The sequence below is a fragment of the Mesorhizobium sp. M6A.T.Cr.TU.017.01.1.1 genome, assembly GCF_004023115.1.
Taxonomy (GTDB): Bacteria; Pseudomonadota; Alphaproteobacteria; order Rhizobiales; family Rhizobiaceae; genus Mesorhizobium; species Mesorhizobium mediterraneum.
The window spans coordinates 1-23,566 of record NZ_RZTA01000068.1 but is presented as its reverse complement, the minus strand read 5'-3'; the positions used below and the strand labels follow the sequence as shown (position 1 = coordinate 23,566).

Here is a 23,566-nt window from a genome sequence, read left to right as displayed (position 1 = left end):
GGACGATGGACAAGGTTGACCTGAAGACGCTGATATCCGTCACCGCCGACACGATTGCCGCCCACGCGGACGAACTGACTGCGCTCGACCAGGCGATCGGCGACGGCGACCATGGCCTGAACATGAAGCGCGGCTTCGAGGCAGTGCGGGCGGAGGCCGAGGGGTTTGCTGCAAAGCCATTGCCGGAGGCGCTGAAGGCGATCGGCACCAAGCTGGTGATGACGGTGGGCGGGGCATCGGGACCGCTGTTCGGGACGCTGTTCATGGCGCTCGGCAAGGAGATTTCCGCAGAGCCGGATCGCGCCAATCTGGCTACGGCTTTCGGCAAGGCACTCGAAGCGGTGGCAGCGAGGGGCAAGTCGCAAGTCGGGCAAAAGACCATGCTCGACGTGCTGCAGCCAGTGCATGAGGCGCTGTTGCAGGGAAAGACGGCAGCGGAAATCGCCGATGTCGCGGACCTTGCAGCCGATGCCACCGTGCCGATGAAGGCATTGCGCGGACGCGCTTCGTTCCTTGGCGACCGCTCGATCGGCCATATGGATGCCGGCGGGCGCTCGGTCGCGCTTCTGGTGCGGGCTGTCACTGAGACCATCGGGGAGCAAGCATGAGCAATGTTGGCATCGTTATCGTGTCGCATTCACCGCTGGTCGCCGAAGGCACGGCGGACATGGTGCGCCAGATGGTTGGCGACGAAGTGCCGCTTGCATGGTGCGGCGGAAACGGCCATGGCGGGCTGGGGACCAATGTCGAGGCGATCATGAGCGCCATCGACAAGGCCTGGTCGGAGGCGGGTGTCGCCATACTTGTCGATCTCGGCGGCGCCGAGACCAACAGCGAGATGGCGGTCGAGATGATCGGCGAGCCGCGCGCGCAGAAGATCATCGTCTGCAATGCGCCGATCGTCGAGGGCGCGGTGATGGCGGCGACGGAAGCTTCCGGCGGCGCTTCGCTCAGGGAAGTGGTGGCGACAGCACACGAACTGGCGCCGTCGTGAATGAACAGGAATTTTGACTCAATGTCCGCATCCGCAGAAGCCACCGTCCTGATCACCCACGAGGTGGGCCTGCATGCGCGCCCTTCGGTGAAGTTCACCAAGCTCGCCAAGACATTTTCGGCCGATGTCGAAGTTGCGCTCGCCGCCAACGGACCTTGGTTCGATGCCAAGAGCATCGTCAAGGTGATGGCGGCCAAGGCGCCGAAAGGGACGGTTCTGCATATCCGAGCGAGGGGTGACGGCGCCGGCGAGGCGGTCGGCGCGCTGGCCGAGCTGGTGCGGCGCGATTTCGACGAGGGCGTGGACCATGCCCGAACCGCTTAGGCTGAAGGGGATTTCGGCCTCGGCCGGCTATGCCGAGGGGCCGCTGTTCAACCTCGACCCGGTTGCCGCGCGCTATGCCGGCAAGGCAACGGCTGCTGAAGAGAAGGCTGCGCTCGATACGGCAATCGGTATTGCGACAGGCAGGCTCACCGCGCTGATCGAAGCGAGTGAAGGCGATGCAGCCGACATTCTCGAATTCCAGATCGCCATGCTGGAGGACGATGCGCTGACCGGCCCGGCCTTTGCCGCGATTGCCGCCGGCCAGCCAGCCGATGCGGCATGGCGGCAGGCACTGGATGCCGAGATCGCAGGCTACGAAACGTCGGACCAGGATTACTTCCGCGCACGCGCGGCCGACATGCGCGACATCAGAGACCAGGTGCTGCGCGCGCTGACCGACGACAGCGAGGCAGCTGCGCCGGCGGGAGCCATTTTCTATGGCGAGGACATCGCTCCGACGCGCTTCCTCGAAACCGACTGGAGTTCCGGCGGCGGCATCGCGCTGAAAGCCGGCAGTGCCGCCAGCCATGTCGCCATGCTGGCGCGCTCGCGCGGCGTGCCGATGATCGTGGGGCTTGGTGCTTCGCCGGCTCATCTTGCCGGCATCGCACTGCTCGACGCCGAGCATGGCGGCATCGTGCTTTCGCCATCGAAGGCCGAGATCGAAGCTTTCCGCCGGTCTTCGTCGTCGTTCACGGCCCGTCGCGACAAGGCACAGACCTATCTGGAGAGGCCGGCGGTGACAAAAGCCGGCACAGCGGTGCGCGTGCAGGTCAACATCGCCGATCCATCCGATGTCGACGGCATCGATATCTCGACCTGTGACGGCATCGGGCTGATGCGCACCGAATTCCTGTTCGGCAAGACGCTGCCCGACGAGGAGACGCAATATTGCGCCTACCGCAAGGTGCTGGAATGGGCGGGCGAAAAGCCGGTGACCATCCGCACCGTCGATGCCGGCGGCGACAAGCCGGTGCCAGGCTTCACCGTGGACGAGGGCAATCCGTTTCTCGGCCTGCGCGGCATCAGGCTGTCGCTGGCGCGACCGGAGGTCTTTCGCGTGCAGATCCGGGCCCTGTTGCGCGCCGCCGTGCATGGCAATCTCAAGGTGATGTTCCCCATGATCGCCGTGGCGGACGAGTACGAACGTGCCGTCGCGCTATTTACGGAAGAACAGGCTGGTCTCGTGGCGCGCGGCGTCGCGCAAAAAATGCCGCCGCTCGGCATCATGGTCGAGGTGCCGTCGGTTGCGATCGCGCCGGAAGCGTTTGCCAACGTCGCCTTCTTCTCGATCGGCTCGAACGACCTGACCCAGTATGTGATGGCGGCGGCGCGTGACAATGCTTTCGTCGCCCATCTGAATTCCGTCCGGCACCCGGCCGTGCTCCGGCTGATCGCCTCGGTTGCCGCCTTCGGCCGCGCGCAAAAGATTCCGGTCAGCCTGTGCGGCGACGCCGGTGGCGATCCAGCGTCGATCCCGGCGCTGCTTGAGGCCGGCCTGCGCGACCTTTCCGTGGTTCCCGCCCAGCTCGCCATGGCCAAGGCGGCCATCGCGGATGTATCGATCTAGGCGCTGGCATGGCCGACAAGACACCTGAACCCGGCTCCGAAGAGGCGATCCGCGCTTACAAGACCATCCTGTCGCAGGTGATCGACCAGCGCCCGTCCGGCATGCGCCAGCGCCTCGCCGACGCGCTCGGCAAGCACCGCAGCTTCGTCACGCAGATTTCCAGCCCGGCCTATTCGATCCCGATCCCGTCAAAACATTTGCCGGCTATTTTCTCCGTCTGCCATTTCAGCCCGGCCGAACGCGACCATTTTCTTGCCGCCTACCATCAGGCGCATCCGGGAAAAATGTCGATGGCGGCAGGCATGCGCAAGACGCGGCATGTCTCGCTCATCGTTCCCGATTTCGGCGACGACAAGCAGAACGCGGCCCTCGACCGGGCGGTCAACGATTTCATCCAGAAGATCACCAGCATAGCCGGCAAGGGCGGGACATAGTCGCGCCGCGCCTGGCCATTTCGGGAGGACGGCCATGAAGAAATTTCTGAATTCTGTGGACACGGTGCTGACCGAAAGCCTCGACGGCTTCGTTGCCGCCCATGCCGACATCCTTGTGCTTGGCGACGAGCATAAATTCGTCCACCGCAAGGTGCTCAAACCGGGCAAGGTGGCGCTGATCTCCGGTGGCGGCTCTGGCCACGAACCGCTGCATGGCGGACTGGTCGGGCATGGCATGCTGGATGCCGCCTGCCCCGGCCAGGTGTTCACATCGCCGACGCCGGACCAGATGATGGCGGCGGCGGAAGCCGTCAACACCGGCGCCGGCTGCCTGTTTATCGTGAAGAACTACGAGGGCGATGTGATGAATTTCGACATGGCCGCCGAAATGTCGGAAGGCGTCATGCAAATCGTCACCAATGACGATGTCGCTGTCGAGAACTCGTCCTATACGACCGGCCGGCGCGGCGTCGCTGGCACGCTGGTGGTCGAGAAGATCGTCGGCGCCGCGGCCGAGCAAGGCATGGCGCTGAAACCATTGAAGGCGCTTGGCGAACGCATCAACGGCGCGACGCGCTCTATGGGCGTGGCGCTGACCAGCTGCACCGTGCCGGCGGCCGGCAAGCCGACCTTCGATATCGGCGACGGCGAGATGGAGTTCGGCGTCGGCATTCATGGTGAGCCCGGCCGTCGCCGCGACACGTTGAAGAGCGCCGACGCCATTGCCGAGGAAATCTGCGCGGCGATCCTGGGCGATCTGGGTGACAGGGCGAAAGGCCCGGCGCTGCTCTTCATCAACGGTTTCGGCGGCACGCCGCTGATGGAGCTTTACCTGATGTACAACAGCGCCCGAAATATCTTCGAGAACAACGGCGTGACGGTCACCCGCTCATTGGTCGGATCCTATGTGACATCGCTGGACATGGCCGGCTGCTCGATCACGCTGACCATGCTCGACGACGAGACGACCGCGTTGTGGGACGCACCGGTGCATACGGCTGCGCTGCGCTGGGGGATGTAGTGCAGCCAAACACGGCGCTGCCGCTGAAGCGGGACTTTGCAAAGACGCCCCAAAAATAGTCGGTGACAACACTGTCATGCGCCACGCCGAGCATTGTCAGTTTAGGCACAATGTTGCTTTGTTTACCTTTGGTAAGGTAAGGAATTCGGCGGGTTTTGGGGGCAGAACATGCGTTACAATTGGGATCGGGCTCCGACGGGTTTCGAACGTCACAGAAAGGCGCTCGCCGCCGCTTTGCTGATCGCCGGCGGTGTCGGACTCGTGCTTGCGGCGCTGCCGCTCTAGAACCAGTCCGAATGGCGCAGTCGAGATCCCGCCGAGATGCCGGGGTGCGAACGGGCTTTCAAGGCACCTGGCCGGTCACGGCGATAAAGCGGCGATCCCGTCCTTCAAATCCCTGACTGAAGCGTTGCACGAGCACGGCTAGCACTGCAGATTTGCCATCCGGGGCGAACGCATAGGATTCCGACAGGCTGTAGGAAGTCGGACAATTCCTCGAGCCGGGCACGGCTTTGTCCTCATGCAGCAGCTTGAATGGCTTGCCATCCTGCCCCTGCAGCGTCAGGCGGAAACCGAGCGCCTTGCCGGCCGTGGAGCTTTGCTGCGTCCCGTCGAAACTCGACGAGCAATCCGTCGCGCTCTCGGCCAGGATCTGGTCGAGCTGGATGGTCGAGATGCCAAGCTCGTCATAGCTCGTCGAAAGCCATTTCTGCGAAACCTGCTCCAGGCGCGCAATGTCTTGGTAACCGATCATGTCGTCGGGAAAGGTGAATTTGTCCACGGCCGTCCGTTCGCCGCGCGGCGCGATGGCATATCGGGCGAGCAGAGGTGCCGCCTGCGCGGCTGCCTGTGCTCTCGCCTGCTCCAGGGTGAGCGTCGCCTCTTCCGACTCGTCGACGATGTGGATGGGCTTGCCGCCGACGAACTCAGCGGTGCGCGTGTCGATGATGTCGATCTCCGACCAGCCCGAATCCGAAACACCTGCATCGAGCGTGCCATATTGCTCGAAGGCGAAATAGTTGCCGTCCGGCGAAAAGCCGATAATGCGCCTCGCCGCCGCATCGCCGGCCTGAGCGGCGGAAGCGACCGTCAACAGCACAGCCGCCAACACGGCAACCTCGCATCGTGACTTCATTGCGCCTTGCCCCCCATTATGACCCTAGACCATCATGCCGCGTTTTGCGGCCAAGGCGAGGTCGCCAAAAGACGAAATTGCACATGCTTGCAAAAACAGCATACGCTATTTCAAAGACAGCAAACATTCCTGGGGAGGAAGCTGGATGGCGTCACGCTACCACGAGGTCTATGACAGCTGGAAACGCGATCCGGAGAAATTCTGGGCGGATGCGGCCAAAGCCATCGACTGGTTCTCACCCTACGACAACGTGTTCGATCCGAATGCCGGCGTCTACGGGCGCTGGTTTGGCGGCGCCTCCTGCAACACCTGCTTCAACGCCGTTGACCGTCACGTGACGGGTGGCCGCGCCGATCAGATCGCGCTGATCCATGACAGCGCGATTTCAGGCACGATCAAGAAATTCACCTATGCCGAACTGAAGCGCGAGGTGGTCGCGCTGACATCGGTGCTGAAGAACCGCGGCATCCAAAAAGGCGATCGGGTCATCATCTACATGCCGATGGTGCCGGAAGCGGCCTTCGCCATGCTTGCCTGCGCCCGCATCGGCGCCGTGCATTCGGTGGTCTTCGGCGGCTTTGCCTCGCACGAACTCGCCACGCGCATCGACGACGCCAAGCCGAAGCTGATCATCTCCGCCTCTTGCGGCCTGGAGCCTGGGCGCGTCGTCGCCTACAAGCCGCTGCTCGACAAGGCGATCGAGACGTCGCGGCACAAGCCCGACGCCTGCCTCATCCTGCAGCGCGACCAGCTGCGCTGCGAGCTCAGGGAAAACCATGACATCGACTATGCCGACGCCGTCGCCCGCGAGCGGGCCGCGGGCGCCAATGTCGACTGCGTTCCGGTGCTCGCCACCGACCCGCTCTACATCATCTACACGTCCGGAACGACCGGCCAGCCCAAGGGCATCGTGCGCGACAATGGCGGCCACATGGTTGCGCTGAAATGGTCGATGGAGAACGAGTTCGGCGTCAAGCCGGGAGAGGTGTTCTGGGCGGCTTCCGACGTCGGCTGGGTGGTCGGCCATTCCTATATCGTCTACGGCCCGCTGCTGCATGGCTGCACGACCGTCATGTTCGAGGGCAAGCCGGTCGGCACGCCCGACGCCGGCACCTACTGGCGGGTGATATCAGAGCATGGCGTGGTCGCGCTGTTCACCGCGCCGACCGCCTTCCGCGCCATCAAGGGACAGGATCCCAAGGGCGAATTCGTCCCGAAATACGACCTCTCGAAATTCCGCACGCTGTTCCTCGCCGGCGAGCGCGCCGATCCGGAAACCATCAAATGGGCGGAGCAGAAGTTGCACGTGCCGGTGATCGATCATTGGTGGCAGACCGAGACCGGCTCGCCGATGACGATCAACCCGGCCGGACTGGGCCTGTTGCCGGTGAAATACGGCTCGCCCGGCGTGCCGATGCCCGGCTACGACATCCGCGTGCTCGACGATGGAGGTCATGAGGTCGAGCGCGGCACGCTGGGCAATGTCGTGGTCAAGCTGCCGCTGCCGGCCGGCTGCCTGCCGACGCTGTGGAATGCCGATGACCGGTTTCGCCAAGCCTATCTCGACGAATTCCCCGGCTTCTACAAGACGGCGGATGCCGGCATGATGGACGAGGATGGCTATTTGTTCGTCATGGCCCGAACCGACGACATCATCAATGTCGCCGGCCACCGGCTGTCGACCGGCGCCATGGAGGAGGTGCTGGCCGCGCATCCGGACGTTGCCGAATGCGCCGTCATCGGCATCGCCGATCAGATGAAGGGCCAGGTTCCGCTCGGCTTCGTCGTGCTGAATGCGGGTGTCGACCGCGATACCGGCACTATCGAGACCGAGGTGGTCACCCTGGTGCGCGAGCGCATCGGCCCGGTCGCCGCCTTCAAGACGGTGGTGACGATCAAGCGCCTGCCAAAGACGCGCTCCGGCAAAATCCTGCGCGGCACCATGCAAAAGATTGCCGACAAGGAAGAATGGACTATGCCGGCGACCATCGACGATCCGGTCATTCTCGACGAAATCACCGCAGTGCTGAAGGGACGCGGGATCGGCCTGTAAAGACATCTGGCCATCGACAGCGCGCCGGTAGCCAATTGGCTATTGTGCAATGCAGCAAATCGCCATACAGTTTTGCCGGGGCGCCCACCGACGATACGGCATGGCTCAGCAAAAAACCACATTTGGCGGCGTCGACATTCTTCGATTTCTCGCCGCCGTCCTCGTGATGTTCTACCACTACGGTTACTGGGTGTGGGCCTTTCCCGCCGGCGTTTCGGCACGGGCCACCGGCGGCATCCCGCCGCATCCGGAACTGGAGATGCTCGGCTCCGGATGGGTCGGCGTACAGGTGTTTTTCGTCATCAGCGGCTTCGTCATCGCCTTCAGCGCCGAAAACTCAACCCCCTTGCGGTTTTTCGAGGCAAGGGTGAAGCGGCTGGCGCCGGCGGTCTGGATCTGCGCGCCGGTCACTGCGGCGGTGCTGCTCCTCGTCGGCCTCAGCTGGCCGACGGATGCCGTGAACCGGCTCGTTCGCACGGCATTGTTCGTTCCCTACTCCCCCTGGGTCGACAGCGTCTATTGGACGCTCGGCATCGAGATTGCCTTTTACGCCGTCGTCTGGACCTTGCTGTGGCTGGGCCGCTTCCATCTGATGGAGGTCGTGGCCATTGTGATCGGCATGGTCAGCACGCTCTTCTGGTGCCTGTATTATCCGCTCGACTGGTCGGCCTTTGCCGAGACGCGTTGGCTCGCCCTGCTGCTGGTGCATCATGGGTGCTTCTTTGCGACGGGCGTCATGATCTGGCTGATGCGCTTCAAGGCGGTGACGCCTTTCCGTCTTGTCCTCTGCGCGCTGTTTCTCGTCGGCTGCGTCCTCCAGATCGCCAGTTCGGTCGATGTTCACACCGTGAAGGTCGAAGAGCAGATGCCATACGCGCCACCGATCGTCTTCTTCCTCGTTGCCATCGCCCTGATGGCATGGTCGTTGCGGCTCGACCTCTCCTGGCGCGGCTGGCGCCGGATCGGCCTGATGACCTACCCTCTCTATCTGATCCACGATGTCGTCGGCGCTGCCATTCTCGGCGCCCTGATGCGTGCGGGAGTGCCATATCTGCTTTCGGTGGTCATCGTCGGGGCGACCATGGTCGCCGCGAGCTGGCTGATTGCGATCGAGGCCGAACCGCGAATCCGGCTTCTGCTCGACCACACCATCTTCCGCTATCGTCTCAAGGCGGCGTAACCGCCGGCGTGTCACGCCGGTTCGTGGCTGCAAACGTGCTGCTGTGGAATGTGCGGCGCGAAGCATGGTGCCCACGCTCTTTGCAAGTGATGAGCCCTCTTTCCTACGTGTCGACCGGTCGCGGCGCGGTCAAGCGAGGCGATCGACCCACGCATAGGACATCATTCCCGTCGACACTGTCGCTTCATGCCCAGCCGCCGATCATTGCCTTGCTCGAGGGCATCCGTGTTCGCTCACGCCGCATCAGCCAGCATCGGCCTCGCCGCACAGGACGACGATCCGCTCAACATCCATTCCTATACGGGCCTCAGGTATTTGCCTTCGTCCGCGCTTCCGATTTTTCCAGATAGTAGCTCGAATACCTGTCGAAAAATTTCTCCGAGCCGCCGATCGATCCATACTTCGCCAGCTTCTTCAGATCGACCTTGTTCAACACCACGCCGACGATCTTGTTGGCGATGTAGGATTCCGAACTCAGTATGGATTGCACCATCGCGCGCGGCGTGCGCCCCCACTCGGTCACGAGCACGAAGCCGTCGGCAAGCGGAGCAAAGGCCTTGGCATCGACCACGGGGCCGAGCGGCGGCAGATCGACGACGATGTACTCGAAGGTTTCCTTGGCGTTGTCGATGAAACGTCGCATCCCGGCCGACGACAGAAGCTCGCTTGTGTGGGAGAAATGACCGCGCGGGACGGCCGGGACGATCGCCAGCTTGGTCTGTCGGTCGATCTTGCCGACGGACTGCCAGGTCTGCCCGCTCACCACCGCTTCCATCAGGCCTTGCTCGGCCTCCATGCCAAGGCTGCGGCTGAGGCCGGGGTTGCGCAGGTCGCCGTCCACCAGCAGCGTTTTGGAGCCGTTGGCGGCAAGCAGTCCGGCCAGATTCGCCGCCACGGTCGATTTGCCCTCGCCGGGAAGGACCGAGATCACGCCGATGACCCGGCTGCCTTGCCCTTCCAATACGACGTCGAAGGCAATCTTGGCGCTGCGGAGCGTTTCGGAAAACATCGATGCCGGGGCGTCGATGCTGACCCGCATGCGCGCGCGTCTTTCGGCGGCCGACGGTGATTGGGCGGTTTTGACATCCGCCTGACCGTCATCGTTCTTGGCGACCTTGCTGCCAATGACTGGCAGGTAGCCGAGGAATTTGAGGCCGACGCGATCGCGAACGTCCTCACCGGTCCTGAAGAACCGTTCCCTGAATTCGTTCAGGCCACCGACCCCGGCCCCCATCATCAGGCCAAGCACAAGCGAAAGTCCCAGCACGATGGACGTGCGCGGCGTTGCCGCCGACTGCGGCAGCGTTGCGTCCGAGATGACGCGGATCTTGCCGACCGGGAAGGATTGCTGCTGGGAGGCTTCCTCGTACCGGCCAAGGAACGTCTGATAGAGTGTCGAGAGCGCCGTTGCCTTCTGTTCCAGTTCGCGCAGCTTGACCTGCGACTGGTTGTCGATGGAACTCTTGCCGGCCGCTAACGCGACATTTGCGCGGAGCGCCGTTTCGCGCGCGAGAGCGACTTCGTATTCGTTGCGGTAGCTTTCGGTCAATTGCTTCAGCTCGCCGAAAATCTGCGCCGATATGTCGGCCTTTTCCTTGGCAAGTGCGACCGCCTGGGGATGCTCGGCGCCGAAATTGGCTTCGACGTCCTGCTGCCGCTTGGCAACAGTGAGATAGCGGGTCTTGAGCGTTGAAATGACCGAGTTGCTGGGCTGGTCGGCGGATATGGCGGCATCCCTGAATGCGTTGTCCGAACCGCTTTCGACGATCGACTTGTATTGCTGGTAGCGGGCGCTGGCGCGGGCGGTATCGGCCTGCGCCTCAATGAGCTGGCCATTGAGGTCGCCCAATTGCTTGTCGCTGATCAACTGGCCGTCGTTGACGGCCAATCCATGTTCGGCCCTGAACTTCTCGACGGCGAGCGCCGCTGCCTGCGAACTTTCGCGAAGCTCCGTCAGCCGGCCTTGCAGCCAGACCGCCGCTCGCTCGGTCGCGTCAAAGCTCGCATCAAGCTGATCGGCGAGATAGGCGTCGGCATAGGCTTTGGTGACCGCGGTCGCAAGCACTGGATCCGTCGCTTGATAGGCGATGGAGATCACATAGCTTCGTCCGATGCGCTCGGCTTGCACTTCGTTCTGCAGTTTGAGGATTGCGTAATCACGGCGTGACGAGGCGATCATCGCGTCACGCGTGGCCGGATCAAGCTGAGCAACGTCGGTGGTGCCCACGGCGGGGTTGGGACGGAAGTACCGGATCACACCGCGCACAAAGCCGGCGGCCTTCGACGCTGCGGACGTCGGAGGGTACAAGAAAGCGTCGTTCTGATCGAGCTTCTGCTTGTCGACGACCACCGCCGCCAGCCTCGCCGAGTGGAGAATTTCGATCTGGCTCAGAATGGCGGAATCGGTCTGCATGCTGACCGACGCCGCGGAAACCTCGTCGACAACTTTGTTCAAGCCTTCGTCGATCAGAACGCGGCTCGTTGCCATGTAGGTGGGAGGCGTGGTCTGCAAATAAAGCACGCCCAGAAAAAGACCGATGGCGGCGCATGCCGCGACAACCTTTGCCTGCCTTGCTGCCATGCTGAGCAGGCGCTCGACATCGATGAAGTCTTCGGCGCTGACAGCGTCCGAACTCGGCAATGGTTTCCTCTTGTCGAGAGGAAAATTGGCATAATTCATCTTCGGTCCAATTCTAGTTTGCATCTAGAGCGGCGGCCCCTCAAGTCGAACTGTGCCGCCGCTCTATCTCTTGTTTGAGCATATGATTTTCCCAAAACCGGTCTCCGTTTTGGGTCCGATGCTCTAGTTGGCAGGCGTTAGAGCAAGCTCGGGGGCATCAGCATAAGTGCAACGCAAGCTTCATGCCAGACACCGCGAAAACCCGGGCGGCCAATCGGCGTTTCTTACGTCACCATTCATACGCTAATGCTCCCCAAAAATGGGCTTTATGCGGCTTCCACCCGGCGCTCATGCGACCGGACGAACTCCTGAAGCATCTCGAAGATCGGCCCCTTCATGTCGTCACGCGCGAGCGCGAAGGCGACATTGGCCTGGATGAACCCTTCTTTCGAGCCGCAGTCGAACATCCGGCCATTGAAGGGCTGGGCGAAGAAAGCCTGGCTCTGCGCAAGGCGGACCATGGCGTCGGTCAGCTGGATTTCGTTGCCGGCGCCGCGTTGCTGATTGCCGAGCAGCGCGAATATCTCAGGCTGCAGGATATAGCGGCCGTTGATGTAGTAGTTCGACGGCGCATTGGCGGGAGCCGGCTTTTCGACCATGGCGGTCACCTCGAAGCCCGAGCCGACATCCGCGCCGCAGCCGACGATGCCGTATTTGCTGGTTTCGGTCGGGTCGCAGCGCTCGACGGCGATGACGTTTCCGCCAGTCTGCGCATAGAGGTCGGTAATTTCGGCGAGACATCCGCGACCGCCGAAGGACACCATGTCCGGCAACAGCAATGCGAAAGGCTCATCGCCGATGACCTCCCGGGCGCACCATACCGCATGGCCGAGACCTTGCGGCGACTGCTGCCGGATGAAGCTCGTCGCACCAGCCACGGGAAGCAGGCTTTCCAGCGCCTGAAGCTGCGCTGTCTTGCCGGTCTGCTCCAAAGTCCCGATCAATTCTGGATGCAGGTCGAAATAATCCTCGATGACCGCCTTGTTGCGGCCCGTCACGAAGACAATGTGCTCGATGCCGGCTTCGAACGCCTCATCCACCGCATATTGCACGACAGGCCTGTCGACGACCGGCAGCATTTCCTTCGGCATCGATTTGGTCGCCGGCAGGAATCGCGTTCCAAGCCCCGCTACCGGTATGACTGCCTTCCTGACTTTCTTCATCGCATATTCCTTCTGAGGAGATCGACTTCAACCTGTCGCAGGCCGCGAAACTGTTTTTCACCTGCCTGCACCTTTCACCTCCCCCGCACCCACGGCAAATTGCGCCGCCACCCTTCGCAGCCGGACGGCGATCGGCATGCCCATATGCCGAACCGCTGCCGGATCGCTGAGCGCCGTCCACACCGCCTTGAGCGGGGACCGCGCCTTGATGTGCTGGACCAGCGACAGGAACGACGCCGCCTTGCGCAGGCTGCGCGTGCGCCTTGCGAAAGCGGCCTCGGCCTTTGCGTCCATCGAATGAGTTCTGGCGAAAACGAGATCGGCCTTGCGCATCGCCTCGACGTGATGAAGTTCGAGCACGCGGGAAATGGAGCCGGTCCGGATATGGTAGACATAGCCGGTCGTCGGCTCGACCACGCATTTGCCGCCCTTGGCCAGGGCACTGGCCAGCAGGATGTAATCTTCACCGATGATCAGGTCTTCGTCATAACGAAGCCCGTTTTCGTTCAGGAAACGTCGCTGGAATATCGGCTTGAGATAGCCGAGATTGAACCTGGATTCGAAGACCACATTGCCGGCGATAAAGTCCGCCAGCGAGATTTCACTCAAGCCCTCCAGATAGTCGGCCGGGAACATCGTCTCTTCGGCAACGCCGTCCTCGCGAACGACCTGGAGATTGTCGACCGCGATCTCGGCGCCCGCTTTCTGCGCGCGGTCAATCATGGTGCAGATCCGCCCGGGATAAACCGCGTCGTCGGAATCGAGGACCGCGACCCATCTGCCGCGGGCAAGCTCAAGGCCGGCATTCCTGGCGCCGCCGGGGCCACGGTTTTGCTCAAGTGCGACAACACGCACGATGTCTTCGGGGTAGGATCGCGCCAGATCGAGCGTCCGGTCGCCCGACTGGTCGTCGACGACGATGATTTCGACGCTGACATCACGCTGGGCAATGGCGCTGGCGATCGCCCGCTCGATGGTTAGTTCCGCATTGTAGGCGGCAATGACAAAGGTGACGTCAGGCTGCACGCTTGCCCCCTTCCTGCGGCGAGGGCAGGCCATACTGGCGGATTTCACGCACACCGACGAGCCCGCTCACGACGCCGACATGCATGATGCCGCGAAGCACGCTGCGGTTCCTGCGCACGGGATTGATGACGACCGGGATTGCCGATGCGAAACAATAGACCGCCTTTGCCGAGGCGAGGCCGACTTGCCTGACCAATGCGAGGCCGCGTGCGTCGCGACCCATGAGATGCCCGTGCGTCTGCCCGACGCGGAACCGGCGGCGGCGGAGCCAGTCGAACGCGGCCCTGGCGCGCGGCACCACTTCGTCGACCCAGGCCTGCGGCGAAAAAGCGATGCGGCCGCCGGCTTTGACCATATGGTCGAAGAACTCGGTGTCCTCGCCGCCGGTCTGGCCACGCGCGAGGCTGAACCGCCGACCGCGGAGGCTGTCGGCGCCCATCCTGAGCAGAACATTGCAGGTGTAGCCGGTGCGGATTTCGCCGCGCACCCAGACGGGCAAGGTGGAGTGGAAATCGCCGCGACGCATCCAGTCGGGCGCGTCTGGCCGATAGCGCGCCCGCACCGGTCCGAGCACGGCGGCGGCGCCACTCGCTTCCGCCGTCGCAACCAGTTCGGCGAGCCATTTGGAAGATGCCGTTTCGTCGTCGTCGAGAAAGGCGACGAAATCCGACGTGCTGGCGTCAAGGCAGGCGTTGCGGGCGATCGAGATGTTGCGCGCCGGACAATGACGATAGCTGATCGGCAGCTTCAACGTCTCCGCCAGCGTCGCCACCAGCAGTTCGGCCGTCGGGCCGTCATCATTGTCGGCGACGATGACGCGGATGTCGAACCCCGAAGGCACATCCAGAGCGGCAATGGAGCGGAGCGTGTCGGCAAGCTCCGGCCGCCGAAACGTGCAGACGCAGATATCTATGCTGCGGTTTTTTTCGGCCGCACCCATCACGCTACCCTCCTACGCTGCGATCGCGGTCCAAGCAGTTGCAGCCAGAAGCCTACGGACCAGCCGAAATGCATGACCATCGCCGAAATCCCGGCAAGCGCACTGTCCGGATTGCGCTGGCTGATGGCGGTCCACACGCCATAGCCGAGACAAACCGACGCCCACACCAGAAGCGGCACGACCGCCAGCCAATGCACGAAGAAAAAGGCAGAGAGAAGGACGACGGGGAATACCAGAAGCGGCACCATCTGCCGGACCTTCGGTATCATGCGGTGCTTGAGAACGTTCTTTGCCCGGCCGCGGCCATAGCCGAGATACTGGAAATAGAGGCCGGCGAGCGACGAGCGCGGGTAATAGATCATTTGCGTCTTGCCGCTCATCCAGATCCGGCAGCCGGCCTGACGGAGCCGGTAGTCGAGCTCCGCATCCTCGTTGTGGCTGAATGTCTCGTCATACCCGCCCACCGCCTTGAAGGCCGATATCCGCATTAGCGCATGATGGCCGTGATCGACCCACTCGCCAGCCGAGAGATGCCGGTGCTTGGAGCCGCCCGTGCCGAGCTTGGAATTCTGTGCAGCCGCCACCGCTTTCTGCACCGTGCCGCTGCCGCTGGTCAGCATGGAGACGACGACCGAATCCGCGCCGGTGGCCAGCGCCTCCTCGACCAGCCGATCGCAATAGTCCAGGGGATAGCCGCCATGCGCATCGATGCGAATGAGATACTCAGCCCCTTCGCCGTAACTGGCAACGGCGAGATTGATCGCCGCGCTCTGGAGGCGCTTTTCATTGTGAAGAAGGATGATCCGCGGGTCCTTCCCGGCGATCTCCTCGACGATCGCCCTTGTGGCGTCCGTGCTGCCGCCATCGGCAACGATGATCCGGGCACCGAGCCTCTCGGCCGCTGGTCGAAGCTGATCAACAAGCGCGCCGATGTGAGCCGCTTCGTTCAGGCAGGGAATCACGATCAGGCTGGGCGCAAGCTTTTCGGTTTGCGTCATTGGCCCATGTCCATCCCTAGCCATCCTAAGCCAGTGCCTCGGCGGCATATGGACCGGGCACGGCCGTCAACCCGCGAAGCTTCTCGACGAGCGCCCGGCAATCGCTGCGGTCGTGGCTCCAGGTTCGCGGATTGCGGGCAAGAACACGCGCCCGCAATTTCCCGAAACGATGCTCCTCCATATCGCCCAAGGCGGCTTCGAGCGCCTCGGGCGTGGCTTGAGGCAAAAGAACGCCGATACCCTGTCGGTCGAGAAACCGGCCGGTTTCGGTGTTGCCCATCGAGATCGGCACCGCGCCGAAGCGGCAGCCCTCATAGAGGCGGTTGGGCAGCAGCCATTCGGAATTCAGCCCCTGCTCGAAAAAGTCGATGGCCCAGGAAAAATGAACCTCGCGGTAGATCGTCGCCATGTCCTCGGGGTTCCGATAGGGCCCGCCAAACGAGAGCCAGGGCTCGGATTCGACGAAACCGTGAAAATCCGGAAATTCGGAAAGCGCCGGACGGCCTCTGAGGATGATTTCGAAGCGCCCCTCGAGCCGTCGGGAAAATTCGGCCAGAAGCTCCAGGGAGCGGCGGCACCGGAGTGCGCCGAACCAGCCGATCCGCCAAGGCGGAGCGACGGGATCCTCCACCACCGTGCGATCATCCAGCAAAACCGCGGCAGGCTCGAAATATTTGTTTTCGAGCAGTTCGACCGGCGCGGCAATCTGGCCGAACGGCTTGAAATAGTTGGCGATGAAGGCGGGCGAACTGGTCACCAGCAGCTTTACATCCCTGGCCAGATAGCGTTCCGCGCCGCGCATCGCCTTGCCCAGAAAGTCGTCGCGAAGCACCAGGCGATGGATGTCGAGACACTCATAGACGATCGGCACCGTCGACTGGAACGCCGATCTGGCACGCCGGGCAAGCGCCAGCATTTCCAGATTGCGCGCGATGATGAGGTCGGGTCTTGGCATTGAACCGAGTTTCGAGCCGATCGAGACCGCCGCCTTTGTGACCGCTGCCAGCCGCTGGGCGAATCGGCCGTCGCGCGTCGCGCCAAGGTCGATCGGCCGCAAGCCCTCGACTTCGGCGATCGGGCTTGCTGTTCGACGGAAGCCCGCCAGTGTGACCTGGGCGCCGCCTGCCTTGAGCATTATGATCCGCCGGCGCACTGCCGGGTCGGAGACGTCGTGTACCAAGTACAAGACATGCAGCATGAAAATTCGACCGCTGTTGGCCCGCCCGCAAGAATCCTAGTACAGCTCGTGCTGCATCGCAACATTTTTGGTGCAGCGTAGCAAAAATCCACGTTTTTTGTTGCGCTGCAAAATTATTGCCGTAGTTTGATGGTGGCATCGGGCGCGGGTCGGGACGTCGGACCGGCACAAAAATCAGGGACCCTGAATTTGCAAGCCAATGCATTCGACCCGCCAGAGGGCTCTCTCCGCAGATCGGTCGGACGCGGCGCTATCATCACGGCTTTGGCGCAATCGGTGCGGGTTGCGACGCAGATCGTCTCCGTCATCGTGCTGTCGCGCCTGCTGTCGCCGCAGGACTTCGGTGTGGTGGCGATGTGCGCACCGGTGCTTGCCTTCATCGCGCTGTTCCAGGATTTCGGCCTGACCCAGGCCACGATCCAGAAAAGCGGGATAAGGCATGAGGAGATCAACTACCTCTTCTGGGTCAATGTCGCGGTCAGCACGTTGCTCGCTTGCGTGCTTGCCGGCTCGGCGCCGCTGGTCGCCGCTTTCTACGGCGAGCCGCGGGTGGCCGGTCTGGTGGCAGCGCTTGGGCTGCAGATCATAGCCTATGGGCTGGGTGCCCAGCATCTGGCGCTGCTGACACGCCGCATGCAGTTCGGCCGCCTGGCCATCATCGACGTCGCAAGTGCCGTCGCCGGCCTCGTCGTATCGATCGCCTGGACTTTCATCGACCGTTCCTACTGGGCACTTTTTGCCGGCACGCTGACAACAGCCGTGCTGCCCACACTTTGCTTCTGGGCAAACTCGCGATGGCGCCCCAGCCTGCCGCGCAAGGTCGATGGCATCAGCGACCTGATCAATTTCGGCGCCGGCATCACCGGGTTCAATTTCACCAATTTCTTTGCCCGCAATCTCGACAATGTGCTGATCGGAAAATATTGGGGCGAAGCGCAGCTTGGGCTTTATGACCGGGCCTACAAGCTGCTTCTGTTTCCGTTGAGCCAGATCACCAATCCGCTGTCGAAGGTCATGGTGCCGGCTCTTTCCAGGCTGAAGGACGAGCCGGACCGCTACCGCAGCGCCTATCTTCGCGTCATGCCGCTGATCTTGCTGGTTGCACTTCCCGGTGTCGCCTTCGCCACCGCCATGTCCGACCTGCTGATACCGTTCGTGCTCGGCGAGCAGTGGCGGCAGAGTTCCAACATCTTCCTGGCGCTCGGTTTTGCCGGGCTGCTGCAGCCGCTCAACAACCCGGCGGGATGGCTTTTCATCAGCCAGGGTCGCTCGGGCGATTTCATGCGCTGGGGCATCATAGCGGCCGTCACGTCGGTGCTGGCCTTCCTGGTCGGCCTGCCTTATGGCGCGCTGGGGGTGGCGATCGCTTATGCGATCAGCGAATATCTCAAAACACCTTTCCTGTGGCTGTATATCGGCAAGACCGGGCCGCTGCGGGCAAGCCACATGCTTCGCGCGGCAACGCCCTTCGTGCTTGGCGCGCATCTGGCGCTTGCCGCGATCTGGTTCGCCAAGCCGCTGCTGCCGCAACAGCACATCGTGGCCATGGCGAGCGCGGTGGTGCTGTCCTACATGATCACCATCGTGACCGCGCTGGCGTTTGCGTCCGGCCGCGAAGCATTGCGGGAGGCTCTGAAACTCCTGCCGGCACGGGCGCCCGCGGCAGCACCAAGCGAGGCGAAGTAACTTGCACGGACATCCATACGAGAAGCAGGTCTGATCCCATGCACTACCGATCGATCTCCGACATGAACGATGCGATTGTCAGGAACCTTCACCGGTTGCCGCGCGACATCGACCTGGTGGTCGGCGTTCCCCGAAGCGGGATTCTCGCCGCCACACTGCTCAGCCTGACGGCGAACATCCCGATGACCGATCTGGACAGCTTCCTGGCCGGAAAGATCTATACTTCGGGGGTCACCAAGCGCCGCGCCGCGCTCGACCGACAGGCCTCCGACATGCGCAAGGTTCTGGTGATCGACGACAGCGTCAGCGGCGGTGCCGCGATGCGCGAGGCGCGCAGCCGGGTAGAGGCCGCCGGCATCAAGGCGGACTTCACCTTTGCCGCGGTGTTCGGCCTGCTGCCTCAGCACGAGGAAACTGACGTCGTCCTGGAAGTCGTGCCGCATCCAAGGATGTTCCAATGGAACTTCATGCACCACAAATTCCTCGCGCAATGCTGCGTCGACATTGACGGCGTGCTCTGCCTGGACCCGACCGAAGCCGAGAACGACGACGGTCCCGCCTATGAGAAATTCCTGAGCGAAGCACTGCCTCTGTTTGGCCCGACCCGCAAGATCGGCTGGCTCGTCACCAGCCGGCTCGAGAAATACCGCGCGCTTACCGAAGCATGGCTCGCAAAGCATGGCATCGCATACGACAGACTGATCATGCTTGACCTGCCGAGCAAGGCGGAACGGCAACGGCTTGGCGTGCATGGCAGCTTCAAAGCCGATTTCTACCGCAAATCCGACGCCATCCTGTTCATCGAGAGCGAGCACCAGCAGGCCCTCAAGATCGCCAAGCTTTCCGGCAAACCGGTGCTGTGCGTCGAAACGCATCTGGTAACTTATCCCGATACGCTGTCGCTTCCGGCACTAGGACAGACGGCACGCAACCTTCCCAGCAGATTGCGGGGGATCAGTTCGCCTGACGGGCGCAAGACGGCAATCAAGACCGTGGCGCGCACACTGCTCGGCGAACGCGGCTACGAGACGCTCAAGAGCCGGATCAAAAGACCTGCTTGAATCCGATTCAGAACTTAGGCGGCCTGCCGCGAAGGCTGCCGTGCCGCCCTGTCGAGCATCGAGAAGAAGGTCGCGAACTGACCAGCCGGATCGAGTTCCGGTCGCTCGGAGAATGCCCGTGCCGCCGTTGAAAGCCGCCCATATTCCTGGCTGTCGGTCCACAAACGCCTGACCACTGCCACCCAATCGGCGAGCGGGGCGTCGTAATCCAGCACCACGCCACCGGAGCCGATCGCTTCGGGCAGGCCGCCACGACGCGAGCCGACGACGGGAATGCCGCTGCAATGGGCTTCCGACGCCACCCGGCCCCAGGCCTCTTCCCACTTGCTGGGGGCGAGCAGGATTTTCGTGCGGCCATAAACGGTTTTCATGTCGCTGGTCCGGCTCTCCAGCGTGACGTTGCCGAGCGGCGCGATCGTCTGCTCGATCCGGGCCCGATGATCGTCGTCAAGCTTCCAGCTTTCAACGAATAGGAACGGGATTTCGGAGCAGGCGGCGGCAATGCGCACCGCAAGCTCGAAGCCTTTTTCCTCATAGGGATTGATCAGCGTGACAAATTCGCCTGTCGTCGGCGTGCTGTAGAGGGCGGGATTGATGGTCGGCGGTATAATCGTCGAATCGATATCGAATTTTGCCTTGTAGGTGCGCGCCGTGAATTCGGAATTGGCGATGTAAAGCGCCGAATGCAGCTCGCGCAGATCGCCGCCCAATTCGTGGAACTCGACGTTTCTGAGATAGACGACCAGCGGCACGCCTTCGGCCTGCAGCGCCTTGCCGATCGGAACCGACTTGTGGCACTGGACCACGGCGACATCCGGCCTCAGCTTTTCGACGGCAAAACCCGCCGCCTCCCAGGGAAACCAGGCCCGCACGACCGGATAGCCCGGATAGCTGTCGATGACAGCGCGCTGTCTCAGAAGCTTCATCTTGGCGCGCGCCTTGTAGCCGAAAACGCCTTGGCCAAACAGGGCGGCGAGCACCGACGCCTCATGCCCGTGCTCGAGCAACTGCTCGGCAAGATGATGGGTGCTGGACTGGACACCGCCGCTGAACTGGGGCGTGTAACCGTTGCCGCCTGCAAAAAGCACTTTCATGGTTTCGGCTCCTTGTCGCATTCTCAAGTTTACGAGCGATGACGCATTGCTTGTTACCGCATGGCTTGTTCACGCGTGATGGCTTGCGACCCGCTTTCAGGCATCCTGTTGCATCTCTAAATTGGCGAACGGATTGGTGCATGGCTGCCATCCGGTGAATCGGATCGGATCGGTTGGCGAACTGCGCCGGGCATAGTCGGTCAGCATATGGAACTCGGCAATAACCCAGCGGTCGAAATGGCTCAGATCTTCTTTTTTCTGGTCGGGGAGAAACCGGCGTGCGGCGCCCAATTTCAGCTCTTCAAGCAGAGTGACCGCATCGCCCAGCTTTTTGTTTGGAAATATCCAGGGGTTCCGCTTCTGGAATTCCAGGACGAACTGCTGCAGATGTTCGATGCGCATGTTCAGCCTGCCGAAATATCTTTCGAGCGTGACGCGCACCAGGTCCTCGTCCGAAAGCGAGGAAACGGCGGCATAGGCGATGCCGGTCGAAGCAACTCCGCCAGCCATGATGGCCAGTGCCGCGCGCCGCGAAACCTTGATCATCCGGCCATTTCCTTTCCCGCTATCCGGCTCGCCGCCCGCAAGGAGAGGGCTGCCGCGGTCAGGCTCGGGTTGGCACAGGAACAGCTTGGATATGTGCTCGAGCCGACGACGACCAGGTTCCTGAGCTGATGGTGGATCATGTCCCGGTCGACCACCGAATCCGCCGGGCTCAAGCCCATCCTCAACGTGCCCTGGACGTGCGACTCGGTCGGCCGGATGCCGCGATCGAAAATCTCTTCGACGGGCAGCGGGGCTAGAAGCGCCGGCAGTTTCTCCTTTGCCCACGCCATGCCCTTGACGGCATAGTCGGATGCCCCCTTGAAACTGACGAAGGCGTTTTCATCCTCGTCGAGGATGACGAGATTTTCCGGCTCGAGCAGGTTTTCGGTGACAATGATGAGGGGAAGCGTCTGACGGATACGCCCCTTTTCGGGGCGCATCCCGTGCTGCCAGCGGTTTTCGAAATAGACCAGCGCCGCCGCATGCTGCGATCTGTGGGCGCCGTCATAAAGGCCGAAATTCAAGCCGGTGGTGATGGTGCTGCCATCGAAATTGTCGACCCCGTCGAGATAGGCTTCGAAATTCCATCCGTAAGATTCGTGCAGGCCACGCCCGACGAATTCGCCCGACAGGCCGGATCGCAACATGATCGCCGGGCTCTGGATGGCATTGGCGCCCAGAATAAAAAGATCGCCGCTGACCGAATATTCCTTGCCGTCCTGCACGAACACGACCGAACGGACCGATCCGCCGACGTGATCGAGCCGGCGCACTTCCGCGCCAAGGCAGACCGAAACGTCGGGATGCTCGAAGACGTGCATCAGGCCATTGTTGGCGGTGAATTTCGCGTCGACCGGGCATAAGCCGCATCGCAAGTTGGCGCAGCACGAAGACCGCTGCGCGGTCGGCACGCGTGCCCTCGCTGTCGGCACGACAAAATGCTGATCCGGCTGCGCCGCTTTCATCATCCGGTCCGGCGTCGACATGTGATGCGGTGGTTGTGGAAACGGCCTGGAACGCGGCATCATCGCCGCCATGTCGGGATCGCCTGAAATCGACATGACGTCCTCTGCATCGCAGTAGAACGGCTCGAGCTCGTCATAGCTGATCGGCCAGTCGTTGCCGATGCCGTAGAGGCTTTTCAGCCTGAAGTCGTTCGGATGAAAGCGCGGCGTCTGCGCGAACCAGCAATTCGTTCCGCCACCCAATCCGATCGTGTAGTTCCACGGCTTATCGGAGTTGGTCTTGTAGGTTGTCTCTTCGTCGATGTCTGTGTTGACGTTCTGGTCGAGCTGCCATTCATGCGTGTTGTGCCGGCCCCATTCCAGAACCAGAATGCGAGCCTTTCGCTGCTTCGCGAACGCATGCAGGAAGAACGCCGAACCGAAACCGGAACCGATGGCGACAAGATCGAAATGTTCGTTGGCGATCTGTTCCGGCCTGACGCCCAGCACCATCAGATAAAACCCTTTGTTGAAACGAGCGCGTTCATCAAAGCCTTCGTAACCGTCCTTGGTGTGCGAGCCAATCTTGCCATAGGCCTTTCCCGAATGGGCCTCACGCCGCCATCCTGCCGATCGAGTGGTATTCGATGCCGTGGCGGGCAATGACCTTCGGGTCGTAGAGGTTTCGGCCGTCGAAGATGATCGGCGTGGTCAACGCATCCTTCACCGCGTCGAAAGAAGGCGCGCGGAAGCTCTTCCACTCGGTGGCGATCAGGAGTGCGTCGGCGCCACGCAGCGCTGCCTCCTTGGTCCCGCACAAGAGGAGATCCTCGCGCAGCCCGTAGATGGCCTGGCATTCCTGCATCGCCTCGGGATCGTAGGCCTGCACTTTGGCACCGGCCTTCCACAGCGCTTCCATCAGGACACGCGCCGGCGCCTCGCGCATGTCGTCGGTGTCGGGTTTGAAGGCTAAGCCCCAAAGCGCAAAGGTCTTGCCCTTCAGATTGCCCTCGAAGTGCCGGTTCACCTTGTCGAACAGGACCGACTTCTGCTCGTTGTTGCGCTCCTCGACCGCGCGCAGCAGCTTGGCATCGAACTTGACGCCTTCCGCCGCCTTGATCAGGGCGCGCACATCCTTGGGGAAGCACGAGCCGCCATAGCCGAGGCCTGGATAGATGAAGTGGTAGCCGATGCGCGGATCGCTGCCGATGCCCTTGCGGACCTCCTCGATATCGGCGCCCAGCTCCTCGGCCAGATTGGCCATTTCGTTCATGAAGCTGATCTTGGTCGCCAGCATGCAATTGGCCGCGTATTTGGTGAATTCGGCGCTGCGCACATCCATCACGATCATCTTCTCGTGGTTGCGGTTGAATGGCGCATAAAGCTCACGCATCACCGCCTCGGTGCTTTCGCTGCTGGTGCCGACGATGATGCGGTCGGGCTTCGTGCAGTCGGCCACCGCCGAGCCTTCCTTGAGGAATTCCGGATTGGAGGCCACGTCGAAAGCCAGATCCTCGCG

21 protein-coding genes are annotated in these 23,566 nt (G+C 62.3%); 10 read left to right on the top strand and 11 right to left on the bottom strand.

Features of this window, described 5'->3' with window-relative positions:
• Window positions 1-5 precede the first annotated feature (5 nt).
• Genes dhaL through dhaK form a run of 6 tightly spaced genes read left to right on the top strand, consistent with a single transcriptional unit; the run spans window position 6 to window position 4,343 of the window.
• Complete coding sequence (gene dhaL, locus EOB36_RS20945; protein ID WP_128285616.1) at window positions 6-608, top strand: dihydroxyacetone kinase subunit DhaL; 603 nt, start codon at window positions 6-8, stop codon at window positions 606-608.
• Window positions 605-994, top strand: a complete 390-nt coding sequence (gene dhaM / locus EOB36_RS20940) for a dihydroxyacetone kinase phosphoryl donor subunit DhaM (RefSeq protein ID WP_127290036.1) — start codon at window positions 605-607, stop codon at window positions 992-994. The genes dhaL and dhaM overlap by 4 nt, the downstream gene beginning before the upstream one ends.
• Before the next feature lie 21 nt (window positions 995-1,015).
• On the top strand, window positions 1,016-1,318 hold the full coding sequence (locus tag EOB36_RS20935; protein WP_095485040.1) for an HPr family phosphocarrier protein: 303 nt from the start codon (window positions 1,016-1,018) through the stop codon (window positions 1,316-1,318).
• A complete protein-coding gene (ptsP, locus tag EOB36_RS20930; protein WP_128285607.1) occupies window positions 1,302-2,888 on the top strand; it encodes a phosphoenolpyruvate--protein phosphotransferase in 1,587 nt (528 codons plus the stop codon). Before EOB36_RS20935 ends, ptsP begins: the two co-directional genes overlap by 17 nt.
• Window positions 2,889-2,896: 8 nt before the next feature.
• On the top strand, window positions 2,897-3,322 hold the full coding sequence (locus EOB36_RS20925; protein WP_128285606.1) for a hypothetical protein: 426 nt from the start codon (window positions 2,897-2,899) through the stop codon (window positions 3,320-3,322).
• A 34-nt stretch (window positions 3,323-3,356) separates the two neighbouring features.
• Complete coding sequence (gene dhaK / locus EOB36_RS20920; protein WP_128285605.1) at window positions 3,357-4,343, top strand: dihydroxyacetone kinase subunit DhaK; 987 nt, start codon at window positions 3,357-3,359, stop codon at window positions 4,341-4,343.
• Between the two features lie 343 nt (window positions 4,344-4,686).
• Here the strand turns inward: dhaK and EOB36_RS20915 are convergent, their stop codons facing one another.
• Entirely contained in the window at window positions 4,687-5,478 is a 792-nt protein-coding gene (locus tag EOB36_RS20915; RefSeq protein ID WP_128285604.1) for a DUF2259 domain-containing protein, read from the bottom strand.
• A gap of 145 nt (window positions 5,479-5,623) precedes the next feature.
• Here EOB36_RS20915 and EOB36_RS20910 point away from each other — a divergent pair, with 145 nt between their 5' ends.
• Together EOB36_RS20910 and EOB36_RS20905 are read left to right on the top strand one after the other, a co-directional pair.
• Window positions 5,624-7,531, top strand: a complete 1,908-nt coding sequence (locus EOB36_RS20910) for a propionyl-CoA synthetase (RefSeq protein ID WP_126103883.1) — start codon at window positions 5,624-5,626, stop codon at window positions 7,529-7,531.
• Window positions 7,532-7,631: 100 nt separating this feature from the next.
• Window positions 7,632-8,711, top strand: a complete 1,080-nt coding sequence (locus EOB36_RS20905; RefSeq protein ID WP_095484301.1) for an acyltransferase — start codon at window positions 7,632-7,634, stop codon at window positions 8,709-8,711.
• A 307-nt stretch (window positions 8,712-9,018) separates the two neighbouring features.
• Here the strand turns inward: EOB36_RS20905 and EOB36_RS20900 are convergent, their stop codons facing one another.
• From EOB36_RS20900 to EOB36_RS20875, 6 genes are all read right to left on the bottom strand, one after another.
• On the bottom strand, window positions 9,019-11,391 hold the full coding sequence (locus EOB36_RS20900; protein WP_128285603.1) for a polysaccharide biosynthesis tyrosine autokinase: 2,373 nt from the start codon (window positions 11,389-11,391) through the stop codon (window positions 9,019-9,021).
• Window positions 11,392-11,657: 266 nt separating this feature from the next.
• Entirely contained in the window at window positions 11,658-12,554 is an 897-nt protein-coding gene (locus tag EOB36_RS20895; RefSeq protein WP_128285602.1) for a UTP--glucose-1-phosphate uridylyltransferase, read from the bottom strand.
• A gap of 57 nt (window positions 12,555-12,611) precedes the next feature.
• Window positions 12,612-13,580: a glycosyltransferase family 2 protein gene (locus tag EOB36_RS20890; RefSeq protein ID WP_245467852.1), complete on the bottom strand. Its 969-nt coding sequence runs from the start codon at window positions 13,578-13,580 to the stop codon at window positions 12,612-12,614.
• Entirely contained in the window at window positions 13,570-14,520 is a 951-nt protein-coding gene (locus tag EOB36_RS20885; RefSeq protein ID WP_128285601.1) for a glycosyltransferase, read from the bottom strand. The genes EOB36_RS20890 and EOB36_RS20885 overlap by 11 nt, the downstream gene beginning before the upstream one ends.
• The gene (locus EOB36_RS20880) at window positions 14,520-15,518 is read right to left on the bottom strand and encodes a glycosyltransferase family 2 protein (RefSeq protein ID WP_128285600.1); all 999 of its coding nucleotides are present in this window, start codon (window positions 15,516-15,518) and stop codon (window positions 14,520-14,522) included. The genes EOB36_RS20885 and EOB36_RS20880 overlap by 1 nt, the downstream gene beginning before the upstream one ends.
• Before the next feature lie 25 nt (window positions 15,519-15,543).
• A complete protein-coding gene (locus tag EOB36_RS20875) occupies window positions 15,544-16,716 on the bottom strand; it encodes a glycosyl transferase family 1 (protein WP_128285599.1) in 1,173 nt (390 codons plus the stop codon).
• A gap of 189 nt (window positions 16,717-16,905) precedes the next feature.
• On the opposite strand from EOB36_RS20875, the gene EOB36_RS20870 reads away from it, so the two are divergent.
• Both EOB36_RS20870 and EOB36_RS20865 read left to right on the top strand, forming a co-directional pair.
• On the top strand, window positions 16,906-18,402 hold the full coding sequence (locus EOB36_RS20870) for a lipopolysaccharide biosynthesis protein (RefSeq protein WP_095484308.1): 1,497 nt from the start codon (window positions 16,906-16,908) through the stop codon (window positions 18,400-18,402).
• Between the two features lie 38 nt (window positions 18,403-18,440).
• Window positions 18,441-19,463 (top strand): phosphoribosyltransferase family protein, encoded by a 1,023-nt coding sequence (locus EOB36_RS20865; protein ID WP_128285598.1) that lies wholly within the window; start codon window positions 18,441-18,443, stop codon window positions 19,461-19,463.
• Window positions 19,464-19,477: 14 nt separating this feature from the next.
• Here EOB36_RS20865 and EOB36_RS20860 read toward each other — a convergent pair whose 3' ends face one another.
• From EOB36_RS20860 to EOB36_RS20845, 4 genes are all read right to left on the bottom strand, one after another.
• On the bottom strand, window positions 19,478-20,557 hold the full coding sequence (locus EOB36_RS20860; protein WP_128285597.1) for a glycosyltransferase: 1,080 nt from the start codon (window positions 20,555-20,557) through the stop codon (window positions 19,478-19,480).
• A 96-nt stretch (window positions 20,558-20,653) separates the two neighbouring features.
• On the bottom strand, window positions 20,654-21,103 hold the full coding sequence (locus EOB36_RS20855) for a hypothetical protein (protein WP_095484310.1): 450 nt from the start codon (window positions 21,101-21,103) through the stop codon (window positions 20,654-20,656).
• Window positions 21,100-22,560 (bottom strand): GMC family oxidoreductase, encoded by a 1,461-nt coding sequence (locus EOB36_RS20850; RefSeq protein WP_095485043.1) that lies wholly within the window; start codon window positions 22,558-22,560, stop codon window positions 21,100-21,102. The genes EOB36_RS20855 and EOB36_RS20850 overlap by 4 nt, the downstream gene beginning before the upstream one ends.
• Window positions 22,561-22,660: 100 nt before the next feature.
• Window positions 22,661-23,566: UDP-glucose/GDP-mannose dehydrogenase family protein (locus EOB36_RS20845; RefSeq protein ID WP_164897576.1), on the bottom strand; the 906-nt coding region annotated here is incomplete at its 5' end.

Bases quoted from the DNA above. Each gene is read 5' to 3' on its own strand.
- ptsP (WP_128285607.1), top strand. From the start codon at position 1,302: ATGCCCGAACCGCTTAGGCTGAAGGGGATTTCGGCCTCGGCCGGCTAT.
- EOB36_RS20855 (WP_095484310.1), bottom strand. From the start codon at position 21,103: ATGATCAAGGTTTCGCGGCGCGCGGCACTGGCCATCATGGCTGGCGGA.
- EOB36_RS20915 (WP_128285604.1), bottom strand. From the start codon at position 5,478: ATGAAGTCACGATGCGAGGTTGCCGTGTTGGCGGCTGTGCTGTTGACG.
- EOB36_RS20925 (WP_128285606.1), top strand. From the start codon at position 2,897: ATGGCCGACAAGACACCTGAACCCGGCTCCGAAGAGGCGATCCGCGCT.
- EOB36_RS20895 (WP_128285602.1), bottom strand. From the start codon at position 12,554: ATGAAGAAAGTCAGGAAGGCAGTCATACCGGTAGCGGGGCTTGGAACG.
- EOB36_RS20910 (WP_126103883.1), top strand. From the start codon at position 5,624: ATGGCGTCACGCTACCACGAGGTCTATGACAGCTGGAAACGCGATCCG.
- EOB36_RS20905 (WP_095484301.1), top strand. From the start codon at position 7,632: ATGGCTCAGCAAAAAACCACATTTGGCGGCGTCGACATTCTTCGATTT.
- dhaM (WP_127290036.1), top strand. From the start codon at position 605: ATGAGCAATGTTGGCATCGTTATCGTGTCGCATTCACCGCTGGTCGCC.
- EOB36_RS20885 (WP_128285601.1), bottom strand. From the start codon at position 14,520: ATGGGTGCGGCCGAAAAAAACCGCAGCATAGATATCTGCGTCTGCACG.
- EOB36_RS20880 (WP_128285600.1), bottom strand. From the start codon at position 15,518: ATGACGCAAACCGAAAAGCTTGCGCCCAGCCTGATCGTGATTCCCTGC.
- EOB36_RS20875 (WP_128285599.1), bottom strand. From the start codon at position 16,716: ATGCTGCATGTCTTGTACTTGGTACACGACGTCTCCGACCCGGCAGTG.
- dhaK (WP_128285605.1), top strand. From the start codon at position 3,357: ATGAAGAAATTTCTGAATTCTGTGGACACGGTGCTGACCGAAAGCCTC.
- EOB36_RS20900 (WP_128285603.1), bottom strand. From the start codon at position 11,391: ATGAATTATGCCAATTTTCCTCTCGACAAGAGGAAACCATTGCCGAGT.
- EOB36_RS20935 (WP_095485040.1), top strand. From the start codon at position 1,016: ATGTCCGCATCCGCAGAAGCCACCGTCCTGATCACCCACGAGGTGGGC.
- EOB36_RS20865 (WP_128285598.1), top strand. From the start codon at position 18,441: ATGCACTACCGATCGATCTCCGACATGAACGATGCGATTGTCAGGAAC.
- EOB36_RS20850 (WP_095485043.1), bottom strand. From the start codon at position 22,560: ATGGTGCTGGGCGTCAGGCCGGAACAGATCGCCAACGAACATTTCGAT.
- dhaL (WP_128285616.1), top strand. From the start codon at position 6: ATGGACAAGGTTGACCTGAAGACGCTGATATCCGTCACCGCCGACACG.
- EOB36_RS20860 (WP_128285597.1), bottom strand. From the start codon at position 20,557: ATGAAAGTGCTTTTTGCAGGCGGCAACGGTTACACGCCCCAGTTCAGC.